The sequence below is a fragment of the Pantoea sp. DY-15 genome (assembly GCF_019795935.1).
Classification (GTDB): Bacteria; Pseudomonadota; Gammaproteobacteria; order Enterobacterales; family Enterobacteriaceae; genus Pantoea; species Pantoea leporis.
Genome location: NZ_JAIMIF010000001.1, coordinates 937,225 through 949,108 on the forward strand (window position 1 = coordinate 937,225; position 11,884 = coordinate 949,108).

Sequence of the window (11,884 nt, forward strand, 5' to 3'; positions counted from 1 at the left end):
CTGCGGCGCCTTGATTTATTTCCAAAAGCTCATTAACGCGCCACGCGTAATCCGCCATCCTTGCCGCGACTGAATACCACCTGCCACAGCTGAATATCACGGGCACGAAACGCACCGGCGCAGGCGTTGAGATAATAGTCGAACATCCGTTTAAAACGTTCGCCATATTTCTCAGCCAGCTGTGGCCACGCCGCCTGAAAACGATCATACCAGGCCATTAACGTCGTATCGTAATCTGCGCCAAAGTTATGCCAATCTTCCATGACGAAATGTGGCTCACTGGCATCAGCGATTTGACGTACCGACGGCAGACAACCGTTCGGGAAGATATATTTATCAATCCACGGATCGACATTCATATCCGTTGTGAGAGCACCAATGGTGTGCAGTAAAAATATGCCGTCTGGTTTGAGGTTGCGGTCTACAACATCAAAATAAGTGGCATAGTTTTTCGGCCCGACATGTTCAAACATTCCGACAGAAACAATGCGATCATATTGATTATTCAGGTCGCGATAGTCCTGCAGTAATATAGTGACATCCAGTCCTTCACAGCGTTGTTGTGCCAGTTTTTGTTGCTCAGCAGAAATAGTAACGCCATGCACCGTGACGCCATAATGGCGCGCGGCATATTCCGCCAGTCCGCCCCAGCCACAACCGATATCCAACAGCGTCATGCCTGGTTCAAGTTGTAACTTGCGGCAAATCATATCAAGTTTTGCCTGCTGCGCGTTTTCTAACGTATCAGCATCTTTCCAGTAGCCGCAGGAATATTGCATATAAGGGTCAAGCATCAGTGAGAAGAGATCATTACCCAAATCGTAATGCTCTTTACCCACAATCCAGGCGCGTTTTTTGGATTGCAAATTAGTAAGACGCGCGGCGGCGATGCGCAACGTATCTTTAAAATGTCGCGGTAATTGTTTATCCAGATGGTGTTTTAAAACGCGATGGAAGAACATATCGAGCTGTTCGCACTCCCACCAACCATCCATGTAACTTTCACCTAATCCAAGCGATCCTTCCTCGAGCACGCGTTTAAAAAAATCTGGATGCTTTACCTGAATATCCCAGGGACGAGTGCCATTAACTGCAATATCAGCACGTTCTAGCAGTTCATTGACGATCCGAAACCAGTGGTTTTCTTCAAGGCTCACTTCTTCTATAACAGATGAACTCATAGCTTCTCCATCACCTTCCGATCTGAACCTGAGAAAAAGAATAGCCAATTTCCCAAGGCCTGTGAGAGAACTCACGGAAAATCCGTCCGCCAGAAATCCGACGTTTTACAGAGGCATGAATTTGAATAGAAAAGTTGGAGGCAACACTGGAGTATCGTGCAGACGCCATCCCGCGACAGAGTCGCTAAAGGTCTTACATTTATATTATTGATTTAATACAGAATTACTGACCCACAGAGTATATGCTCACGCGGGTCAATATTCAACGGGTTATCGTTAGTTTGCTAACGAAAAGCGTTGGGTTAGAGATTATCTTCGCAGGGACGGGGAGTGTGGGCAATATCACTTTGTGCGTTTGCCAATCGCTGGCAGACAAAGCCCGCCCACGCCAGTACCACGGTGGCGACCATCACTAACGTGGTGTTGAACAGCGCCTGCTCAAGGCCGGCGGAGACCAGCAGGCTGGCGACAAAGCACAATCCCAACTGGAATAAGTTCTGTAATCCTGCCGCTTTACCGGTGGCGTGCGGGAAGGGCGCTAATGCGCTGGCAACCACAATCGGATAGATCGCGCCATTGGCCAGCGCCATGCCGCAGAAGGGCATCAGCAGCACAAACAGCGGCGCTGAAGGCATCAGGGCGATGACAAACAGACTCAAAATACTCAGGCTGTACAGCACCAGCAACCACGGCAATAGTTGCGCGCCCTGATAACGATTTAACAGCGTGCGACAGCCAAAGCCGCCAATCAGAAACGCAATGGTCTGCGGAATATAACTCAGGCCAATGTCGCCCGGCGTCAGGCCAGCAGCGAAGAGAATGAAAGGTGAGCCCGTCAGCCAGGCAAAAAAGCTCGCCGAACATGCCGAATAGATCAAGACGTTACCGCTGTAAACGCGGGTGCCCAGCAAGGTGAACCAGCCGGGCTGTTTGCCTGTGGCAACTTTCTCGCGCTGAGGCGAGGTTAACTGCAGCGTACCGATCAGTAACACCACGGCAACCAGCGTCAGCGTGATAAAGATGCTGCGCCAGTGGAAGTGGCCGATAAGCCAGGCGCCGAGCAGCGGTGCCAGCGCCGGCGACAGCGCAACCAGCGGCATAATCGTCGCAAACACTTTATTGGCTTTGGCTTTTGGATAGTGATCCACCACCAGCGCCTGCCAGCTCACGGCAGCGGCACACACGCCAATCGCCTGCACAAAACGCAGCGCCAGCATCAGGCGGACATCGGTCACCCACAGCATCCCCAGACAGCCGAGGGCGAAGATGGCTAAGCCCGCCAGCAAAATCGGCTTACGTCCGTAACGATCCGACAGCGGTCCCCAAAAAACCTGGGCACAGGCAAAACCGCCAAGAAACAGACTCAGGCTGGCGCTGATGGTGCCGGGTGCGGTAGCAAAATCACGCTGCATATCGCCAAAGGCGGGTAAATACATATCCGTGGCAAGAAAGCCGAGCATGCTGAGCACGGCGAGATAAGGCATAAATGCTTTAGACGACAACATGTTGATTCTCTTTTGGGCAGGTTGAACGCCGGGGAGTGTAAAAGGATGCAGCGCGCTTTGTGAAACGCTAATATTTGCATAGTGCTGTTAAATTTTTTGAAGGCAAAATCATGTGGTCAGAATATGCGCTTGAAGTAGTGGATGCGGTGGCGCGCACCGGCAGTTTTAGCGCGGCAGCGCAGGAGCTGCATCGCGTGCCTTCTGCCGTCAGCTATACCGTGCGCCAGCTGGAAACCTGGCTGGCGGTGCCGCTGTTTGAACGCCAGCATCGCGAAGTGGTGATGACACCGGCGGGCGAGCATTTTGTGCGAGAAGGCCGATCTGTTATCAAAAAAATGCTGGCAACTCGCCGACAGTGTCAGCAACTGGCAAATGGCTGGCGCGGCGAGTTGAGCATCGCGGTCGACTGCATTGTAAAACCGCAGCGTACGCGACAGTTAGTGAAAGACTTCTACCGCCATTTTCCCGACATGGAGCTGATTATCAGCTACGAAGTGTTCAACGGCGTGTGGGATGCGTTGGCTGATGGTCGGGTGGATGTGGCGATTGGCGCAACTCAGGCCATCCCGGTGGGCGGACGTTTTGCCTTTCAGGATATGGGCGCGCTGAACTGGCGCTGTGTGGTAAGTCCCGATCATCCGCTGGTTAACAGCACGGAGCTGGATGATGAAACCTTGCGGGCGTGGCCATCGCTGGTGCTGGAAGATACCTCGCGTGCGTTGCCGCGCCGTATGACATGGACGCTGGATAATCAGCGGCGGTTGGTGGTGCCAGAGTGGGAAACCGGGATGGATTGTTTGCTGGCAGGATTGTGCGTCGGAATGGTACCGGGCCATTTGGCGCGTCCGCTGCTGGACAGCCAAAAACTGGTTGAACTGGCGCTGCCGCAGGCGTTTCCAGACAGTCCGTGCTGCGTTAGCTGGTCCGAACAGCGCGCGTCACCGGCGCTGGCGTGGTTACTGGCTTATCTCGGGGATGCCGAAACGCTGAACCACGAATGGCTCAGCGAAGTGTCGGCTTAGCGGCGATAGTCGCGGAACGGACCGTACGCCACCGAACGGCGTTCAATCAGCGTTGGCTGAACCTCGATGGTTTGCGGATCTTCACGCTTGCTGGTGATGCGATCCAGCAGCATTTCCAGCGCTTTTTCACCCAGTTCAGCTTTTGGCTGGTGCACGGTAGTCAACGCTGGGGTGAAATAGCGCGCGTTGCGCACGTTATCGTAACCAATCACCGAGATATCCTGCGGTACGCGTAAACCCATCTCATCAGCGGCGCAAATCGCGCCCATCGCCATGATATCGCCACCGCAGAACACCGCAGTTGGACGCTGTTTCTGATTTAAAATCTGCTGCATCGCCTGATAGCCCGATTCAGGTTCAAAGTCGCCCTGAACCACCCATTCCGGACGCACCGTGATGCCCGCTTCGTTCATTGCCTGCAGGAAGCCCGCATGACGTCCACCGCCGGTGTTGCGCTCCATTTGGCCAGGAATAGCACCGATATCGCGATGGCCACGTTCAATCAGATAACGCCCGGCGAGATAGCCGCCCTGAAATGCATTGTCCTGCACGGTATCGGTGAAATCACCGCGTGACGCGCCCCAATCCATCACCACCATGGGGATATTGCGGTTCTCTTCCAGCATCTGCAGCAAATCGTCTGGATATTCCGAACACATCACCAGCAGACCATCGACGCGCTTTTGCGCCATCATTGACAGGTAAGCGCGCTGCTTTTGCAGATCGTTGTGCGCATTGCCGAGAATCAGCGTATAGCCGCGTTCGAAGCAGCGGTTCTCCACCGCTTCGATAATTTCAGCGAAGTAGGGCGCTTCGCTGGAGGTCGCCAGCAGACCCAAGGTTTTGGTGTGATTGACTTTGAGACTACGCGCCACGGCACTGGGCGAGTAGTGTAATTCTTTGATCGCTTCCCATACGGCGTTACGCGTCTCTTCCGCAACAAAACGCGTTTTGTTGATGACATGCGAAACCGTGGTGGTTGAGACACCCGCGCGTTTTGCGACATCTTTAATTGTTGCCATGAAAATGGTGCTCCTGGGCTTATCGCAACTTACTGATAAGTATATTGTTAAACGTTTGCGTCTGCTAATGCTTTTACAGCCCAAAAAAAGGGGCAAAACGGCATGTTCAAGCAGGCGAAATCACTTCATCACGCTGTAAATACAGCCTGCGCAGAATCTGTTGCGCAACGAAAGGCGGCGATTCTAGCAAGCTGGCGCGGATAACACGAGATTTTTGCCTATTGCTGTGCGAAAATCGTCTTAACCCTGATAATTGTGTGACTAAGGAGTTGTGATGAATACCGACCTGAAGCTGGCGCTGATGACCACTGTTGGCGCACTGTTGATGATTATCGCCTTCAGCTTTACCGCGATCATGCATTAACAAAAAAGCCGGAGCTGAGAACAGCATCCGGCTTTTTTATGTCTGTTGCGCAACAACTAGCGAATTGTTTTCGGCGTCATCATACGACGCGCGCCCACATAGTGTTTCTGCCAGTAATCCTCACCCAATGCGCTAATCTGAATATCTTTGCCGGTACGCGGCGACTGAATGAATTTACCATTACCAAGATAAACGCCCACATGGTCGGCGGTACCGCGATTGTTGATGCGGAAGAACACCAGATCGCCTTTCTCCAGCATTTCACGCTTAATCGGTGCCGCATCCCGCAGGTGATACATCTCATTGGCGGTGCGTGGCAGTTTGAATTTCACCAGATCTTTATAGGCGTACCACACCAGGCCGCTGCAGTCGAAACCGGTATGTGGTGAAGCGCCGCCCCACTGATAAGGTTTGCCGAGTTGACCCATTAATTTGGTCATCACCGTTTCACGCGCTTTTTGATAACGCTGGCGGTGCGCTTTACTCATTTTGATGCCGGTCAGCGCTAACGCTTCATCATCGACGGCGATCTCAGGCGTTTTCTTCGCTAAACGTTGATGACCGTATTTCTTAGCAGAGAGTTTCAGCGGGGATTTTTTGCTGGTGGTTTTGTGCAGCGCGGTTTCTGTTTTGGTCTGTTTTTTGAGTTTGAATTTTTGAACAGCAGTCAGGCGCGATTTTTTAGTAGTGGTTTTCACCGGACGTCGTTTGCGGCGCTCGTCTTCACGTGCACTCTTTTTCTCTGCTTTAAGCGAACTGGCGTTAACGGGCGCATGCGGAGATGCAGCGGCCACATTAAAGAACAGTTGGGCTAAAGCCAGTATGAAAAGCGTAATTAGTAGACGCATAATCCGGTTACAGGTTAAGCAGGCTGAATCAAAGCAGACTGCGTAAAAGTGAGAGAAATCTGATCAAGTGACCAGCGCCGAGGCAATTCTAATCCACTTTTTTTGCAAAAGGTAAGGCCTTTTTCCATTAATATGTTACCAGATTGATTCTGTAGCAAAAATGAGCGATTTCAGCTGGTTAACACAGCGAAACTATTGCTAATTATTAATTTATTAATGCCAATTAATGATATGAAAATGTTATTTGTCATACGTTAACTTAACAAACATGGCGATTAGCCCGTGCAAACGCAAAATCCCGTTTTCAGTCCGGGAGCGAAATCGCTACAATAAACAAACACGAAGTAGAAGATTAAGGAAGGCAATAATGAGTACTGTTGAAAAAATTCAGCGTCAGATCGCAGAAAACCCGATTCTGCTGTACATGAAAGGTTCTCCAAAGCTGCCAAGCTGCGGTTTCTCGGCGCAAGCCGTGCAGGCGCTTTCCGCGTGTGGCGAGCGTTTCGCTTACGTGGACATTCTGCAGAACCCGGATATTCGTGCTGAAATGCCAAAATATGCTAACTGGCCAACCTTCCCGCAGCTGTGGGTCGATGGTGAACTGGTCGGCGGCTGCGACATCATCGTTGAGATGTTCCAGCGCGGTGAACTTCAGCCACTGCTGAAAGAGACCGCTGAGAAGTATAAAGAAGCGGAATAATGCAGAAGGCCGACAAATGTCGGCCTTTTCTTTGATTACCCGGCAGACGCCTCGTCTGCGGATTCTTCACTAAAAGCCAGCGGCCAGCCGCCCAGGCGTTTCCAGCGGTTTACCAACTCACAGAACAGCGTCGCGGTTTGCTCGGTGTCATACAGCGCCGAATGCGCTTGCGTGCTATCAAACTCCATTCCCGCCGCTTTACAGGCTTTCGCCAACACGGTTTGCCCCAGCACTAAACCGCTCAGTGCCGCGGTATCAAAAGTGGCAAACGGGTGGAACGGATTGCGCTTCAGGCTGGCGCGCTCGGCAGCCGCCATCACGAAGTTAAGATCGAAAGTGGCATTGTGCGCCACGATAATGGCGCGATTGCAGCCGCTATCTTTGGTGCCTTTGCGCACCATTTTAAAAATCGCGTGCAGGGCTTCATATTCACTTACCGCACCGCGCAGCGGATTGGTGGGGTCGATGCCGGTAAACGCCAGCGCCGCAGGATTCAGAATGGCGCCTTCAAACGGTTCCACATGGAAGTGCAGCGTTTCATCGCGGTGCAACCAGCCGTCTTCATCCATTTTCAGCGTGGTGGCTGCAATTTCCAGCAGTGCATCGGTTTGTGCATTGAAACCCGCGGTTTCAACGTCGATCACAACAGGATAAAAACCGCGGAAGCGTTGGTGGAGAGCGTTTAAAGCGTTCGATTCAGACATCAGGATCTCATGGCAATAAATAGGGCAGCGCGCATTATGGCAAAAATCGCAGGAGGGTGCAGCAGGAGAGGGAAGTCAGCCTGCAAATAGCAGGCTGACGAGCAACCTTAGTTGCCTAAGCCGTGACCGGCATGTTTGTTTTCAATCAGCTCGATTTTGTAGCCGTCCGGATCTTCAACAAATGCAATAATAGTCGAACCGCCTTTTACCGGGCCCGCTTCACGCGTCACGTTGCCGCCTGCGCTGCGAATGCGTTCGCAGGTATCAGCTACGTTGTCCACGCCCAGCGCGATATGGCCGTAAGCGTTGCCGAGATCGTATTTATCCACGCCCCAGTTGTAAGTCAGCTCAATCACCGCGCCTTCGCTCTCTTCGGTGTAGCCAACGAATGCCAGAGTGTATTTATACTCGGTGTTTTCGCTTTGACGCAGCACGCGCATGCCGAGCACGCGGGTGTAGAAATCGATAGAACGTTGCAAATCGCCAACGCGTAACATGGTGTGAAGTAAACGCATAACATCCTCTTTTTTAAAACGTCATCAGTGCATGACAAGCAACTTAGTATACACACTGATGAAACAACGCTGCCGCCTATCCGCCGCGGCAGCTATTTTCTTACAGGGTTGGATAATCGGTATAACCTTCCGCGCCGCCGCCGTAGAAGCTCTCAGGACGCTGCGGATTGAGTGGCGCATCCTGCTGCAGACGGGCAACCAGATCCGGGTTGGCGATAAAGTCGCGACCAAACGCCACCGCATCAATCAGACCACGCGCAATCAGATCGTCGGCTTTCTCAACAGTGTAAGCACCGGCACCGATGATCACGCCTGGGAACAGGGCGCGCACTTTTTCACGGAATGCGTCGCTGTAAGGCTGTCCGCCCGCCCAGTCTGGCTCAGAAAGGTGCAGATAGGCGATGCCGCGCTTGCCCAACTCGGCGATGTACCACAACGCCGCTTTTTCTTCTTCCGGGCCATTTTCCAGATTCTGGAAGGCACCGATTGGCGAAACGCGGATACCGATACGATCGGCAGACCAGTTAGCAATCGCCGCATCCACCACTTCCAGCGCGAAACGACCACGTTTCTCAATCGAACCGCCGTACTCATCGGTACGCTGGTTTGAGCCCGGTGCGAGGAACTGATGCATCAGATAGCCGTGCGCGGAGTGCAACTCCAGCAGGTCGAAATCGGCTTCGCGCGCATTGGCAGCGGCCTGACCAAAATCTTTTACGATTTGCTGAATTTCAGCCACTGACAACTCGCGCGGCACGGAAGTGTCTTCACGATAAACAGAACCATCCGCGGCGCGCAGGGAGGTGCGCGTACCCGCCGCCAGCGCGGTTGGCGCGACCGGCGCTTTGCCTTCGGGCTGCACGCTGTGATGAGAAATGCGTCCGGTGTGCCACAGCTGCACGGCGCTGTGACCGTTGGCGGCATGAATGCCTTCGTTAATCACTTTCCACGCGGCAATTTGCTGCTGTGTGTGCAGACCCGGCGCACCGGCATAGCCTTTCGCCTGGAAAGAGATCTGAGTGGCTTCGGTGATGATCAAACCGGCACTGGCGCGCTGTTGATAATATTCTGCCATCAGCGGCGTAGGGATATCGCCCGGCTCAATGCTGCGCAAACGCGTCAACGGGGCCATGAAAATGCGGTTCGGTACGGTAATCGCGCCCACTTTGAGTGGGGAGAACAGCTGCTTACTCGCCATATTGATTGCTCCAGGAAGACCGGTCGTCTAGTCACGACGCTTTTTAAAAATCAGTGACTTATCAGCCACTGTTCGATGGTGTTGAGCGCCAGGCTAATCGGGCCTGGCTCTCGGGAAATCTTGCTCTGCAAACTGGCTCCGAGCCACAGCAAGTAGCAGCGCTGCGCCAGCTGCTGCGGCGTTTGCCCAAACGGCAGTGGCTGCTCAGCCGCCACCTCAGTCAAACAGCGCGTATAGGCAGCGATGATGGCGTTGGCACCCTGTTGCAGTGCATCGCGCATCGGTTCAGAGAGATCGCACACTTCGGCTGACAACTTCACGCCAAGACAGCCAACAATATGACCTTGCTCGATAAACAGCCGTTCGCCATAGCGGAAATGCGCTAACAGGCGCTCGGTCGGCGTTAAATCGGGCAGATTCAACTGCTGATCAATCTGCTGCTGGAAGTGTGTGAAGTAGCGCTCAATCAGCGCAACGCCAAAGGCCTCTTTCGAACCGAAATAGTGGTAGAACGAGCCTTTGGTGACCTCCGCCAGCGCCAGCATCTCGATCAATCCCATGCCGGTAAAGCCGCGCTGTAAGCAAACCTGCTCGCCAATAGCGAGCAGATGTTCACGGGTATCGTTGCGTAGCAGAGTCTTATTCATGGGTCGCAGGTTATTAGACCAGTCAGTCTAACGCAACCCTCAGGCGGCAGTTTGGCACGATCTGATCATGTCCAGCTGTGGCTGATACTGCTGCGTCTGGATATTGAACATGCCTAAAACCGTATGGAAAAGATTATCTTGTGAAACCCTGACGTCGGCGGCTTGCTGGCGCAAACAGGCTTCATTGATGTGGTTCGCCGCCGCGTATCCCGGTGACATCCACATCAGCAGCGGAATGTGTGTTTGCTGCGCAGGCGCAAACAGGTAAGGCGCGCCGTGCAGATACATCCCGCGCTCGCCAAGCGATTCGCCGTGATCGGAGAGATAAACCAGCGCCACATTAAAGCGATCACTCAGGCCTTTAAGCTTATCGATGGTGCGACTCAGCATGTCGTCGGTATATAGCAGCGAATTATCGTAGGTATTCACCAGCGCCTGATGATCGCAATCCTGGATCTGCTTGCTGTCACAAGTGGGCGTGAAACGGCGGAACTCAGCCGGATAGCGCTGATAATAGGCTGGGCCGTGGCTGCCCATCTGATGCAGCACGATAATGCCGTCGTTGTGCAGGCTGGCAACATAGTTATCAAAACGATGCAGCAACACATCATCCTGGCAAAAACCATCATGACAATATTGCGGCAGTTTCCACTGCGTCATATCGGTGTGCGGCACGCGGTCACAGGCGCCTTTGCAGCCGCCATCATTTTCGCGCCACAGTACGCTCACGCCCGCATGGGCAAGGATGTCGAGTACGCCTTCCTGATGGTGCGCCAGATTGGCGTCGTAATGCACGCGGGGCATATTGGAGAACATACAGGGCACGGAAATAGCGGTTTCTGTGCCACAGGAACTGGCGTTGGGATAGTAAATCACCTGCTGTTTTTTCAGTTCTGGATTGGTCTCTCGCGCGTAACCGCCCAACGAGAAGTTCTCGGCGCGCGCCGTTTCGCCCACCACTAACACCACCAGCGTTTTACGGGTTGCTGCGGAGATGAACGGACCTTTATGCGCATCTTCACCGATTTTCACCAGCGCCTGGCTACCTTGCAGATAACGTTGATCGACATAGTGGCCGGTACCGCTGACGATATTGGCCGGGGTAATCATCTTGATCAGGTTTTTATTATTGCGAATCAGCGAGGCGTAATCTTTGTAAAACAGCGCCGCCATCAGCAGTATCACCAATATTGCGCCCAGTGCGCCCGTCAGGCGTTGCAGCAGATTCCACCACCAGCGCGGTCCACGACGAATACGCACGCCGCAAATCAGCGCCACCGGCACCATCCCCATCAACAGCATCCAGAGTAGATAGCGGCTGCTGAACAACGCTGAGGCTTCCTGCGGGTCAGATTCAAAGACGTTTTGCATCATATTGGTGTCGATCACCGTGCCAAAACTGTGCATGAAGTAATTGGCGGCGGCGCTGACGAACACCAGCACGATCAGCAACGGCTTGCGCAGATAAGGCCAGGCAGCAAGCGAGAAAATAAAATAGAAAGCCGAGGCCAGCACCAGTGGAATACTGGCGGCGAACAGATAATCGTGGGGATGATCGTAAGGAATCATTTCCCAGGCACGCAGCAAGAACAGGGCATTTAAAACTAGTGCGAAGAACAGCGCAGCAATAAGGTTAAATCCGCTGGTGCCGCACTGCAGGGTGGTCGGGAATCTCATGAAAACTCAACGGTAAGAAGTCGTGTGACAATCGTATGAAGACAAGCTGAGGAAAACCTTAACCAAGAGTAAACATAAACCATCCAAATTCTGTAAATGCTGGCTATTTGGTAAACAGGCGTAACCAGACGCCGTAATGGCTTGATTATGCGCAATCGGCGTCTACGCTTTGCACAATGTCATTAAGCTGTTATCAATGTGATATGAGATGTTAATTGCGGAGTGGATGTGGCCGAGCAACTTGAGTTCTTCCCCGTTCCCAGCCCGTGTCGCGGCATTTGCCAGAGCGACGCGCGTGGCTATTGTCGTGGCTGTTTACGCAGCCGGGAAGAGCGCTTTAACTGGATGAAATTCAGCGATGCGCAAAAGCGCGATGTGCTGCGCTTGTGCCGGCAACGCTTTTTGCGCCTGCAGCGGCAGCAAAAAGTGGATGAAGATCATGATCCACAACAACCGGAACTGTTTTAAGAAAACGATGATTTGCCTTTCCGTTATACTCCC

The 11,884-nt window shown here is 53.0% G+C and carries 13 protein-coding genes; 4 read left to right on the forward strand and 9 right to left on the reverse strand.

Annotated elements, in window-relative coordinates; all coding sequences use genetic code 11:
• Positions 1-32: 32 nt before the first annotated feature.
• Both cfa and punC read right to left on the reverse strand, forming a co-directional pair.
• Positions 33-1,181 carry a cyclopropane fatty acyl phospholipid synthase gene (gene cfa, locus K5Y32_RS04540; protein WP_222181902.1) on the reverse strand — a complete coding sequence of 383 codons (1,149 nt, stop codon included), beginning with the start codon at positions 1,179-1,181 and terminating at the stop codon, positions 33-35.
• 302 nt (positions 1,182-1,483) lie between these two features.
• A complete protein-coding gene (gene punC / locus K5Y32_RS04545) occupies positions 1,484-2,686 on the reverse strand; it encodes a purine nucleoside transporter PunC (RefSeq protein ID WP_222181903.1) in 1,203 nt (400 codons plus the stop codon).
• A gap of 110 nt (positions 2,687-2,796) precedes the next feature.
• Between punC and punR the strand changes: the two genes are divergently transcribed.
• Positions 2,797-3,708, forward strand: coding sequence for a DNA-binding transcriptional activator PunR (gene punR, locus K5Y32_RS04550; RefSeq protein WP_222181904.1), 912 nt, complete (start codon positions 2,797-2,799; stop codon positions 3,706-3,708).
• Here punR and purR read toward each other — a convergent pair.
• Entirely contained in the window at positions 3,705-4,730 is a 1,026-nt protein-coding gene (purR, locus tag K5Y32_RS04555) for an HTH-type transcriptional repressor PurR (RefSeq protein WP_008110309.1), read from the reverse strand. The genes punR and purR overlap by 4 nt on opposite strands.
• A gap of 274 nt (positions 4,731-5,004) precedes the next feature.
• On the opposite strand from purR, the gene K5Y32_RS04560 reads away from it, so the two are divergent.
• The gene (locus tag K5Y32_RS04560; protein ID WP_007892756.1) at positions 5,005-5,094 is read left to right on the forward strand and encodes a YnhF family membrane protein; all 90 of its coding nucleotides are present in this window, start codon (positions 5,005-5,007) and stop codon (positions 5,092-5,094) included.
• 56 nt (positions 5,095-5,150) lie between these two features.
• Here the strand turns inward: K5Y32_RS04560 and K5Y32_RS04565 are convergent, their stop codons facing one another.
• Entirely contained in the window at positions 5,151-5,942 is a 792-nt protein-coding gene (locus K5Y32_RS04565) for a C40 family peptidase (RefSeq protein ID WP_222181905.1), read from the reverse strand.
• A 364-nt stretch (positions 5,943-6,306) separates the two neighbouring features.
• On the opposite strand from K5Y32_RS04565, the gene K5Y32_RS04570 reads away from it, so the two are divergent.
• On the forward strand, positions 6,307-6,642 hold the full coding sequence (locus K5Y32_RS04570) for a Grx4 family monothiol glutaredoxin (protein ID WP_175501675.1): 336 nt from the start codon (positions 6,307-6,309) through the stop codon (positions 6,640-6,642).
• Between the two features lie 35 nt (positions 6,643-6,677).
• Here K5Y32_RS04570 and rnt read toward each other — a convergent pair whose 3' ends face one another.
• From rnt to eptA, 5 genes are all read right to left on the reverse strand, one after another.
• Complete coding sequence (rnt, locus tag K5Y32_RS04575; RefSeq protein WP_110866034.1) at positions 6,678-7,346, reverse strand: ribonuclease T; 669 nt, start codon at positions 7,344-7,346, stop codon at positions 6,678-6,680.
• A gap of 107 nt (positions 7,347-7,453) precedes the next feature.
• Positions 7,454-7,861: a lactoylglutathione lyase gene (gene gloA, locus K5Y32_RS04580; RefSeq protein ID WP_007892766.1), complete on the reverse strand. Its 408-nt coding sequence runs from the start codon at positions 7,859-7,861 to the stop codon at positions 7,454-7,456.
• 100 nt (positions 7,862-7,961) lie between these two features.
• Positions 7,962-9,059: an alkene reductase gene (locus K5Y32_RS04585; RefSeq protein WP_222181906.1), complete on the reverse strand. Its 1,098-nt coding sequence runs from the start codon at positions 9,057-9,059 to the stop codon at positions 7,962-7,964.
• Between the two features lie 50 nt (positions 9,060-9,109).
• Positions 9,110-9,706 (reverse strand): TetR/AcrR family transcriptional regulator, encoded by a 597-nt coding sequence (locus K5Y32_RS04590; RefSeq protein WP_222181907.1) that lies wholly within the window; start codon positions 9,704-9,706, stop codon positions 9,110-9,112.
• Positions 9,707-9,745: 39 nt separating this feature from the next.
• Positions 9,746-11,383 carry a phosphoethanolamine transferase EptA gene (gene eptA / locus K5Y32_RS04595; protein ID WP_222181908.1) on the reverse strand — a complete coding sequence of 546 codons (1,638 nt, stop codon included), beginning with the start codon at positions 11,381-11,383 and terminating at the stop codon, positions 9,746-9,748.
• A gap of 228 nt (positions 11,384-11,611) precedes the next feature.
• Here eptA and K5Y32_RS04600 point away from each other — a divergent pair, with 228 nt between their 5' ends.
• Positions 11,612-11,851 (forward strand): DUF1289 domain-containing protein, encoded by a 240-nt coding sequence (locus K5Y32_RS04600; protein ID WP_008110296.1) that lies wholly within the window; start codon positions 11,612-11,614, stop codon positions 11,849-11,851.
• Positions 11,852-11,884 lie beyond the last annotated feature (33 nt).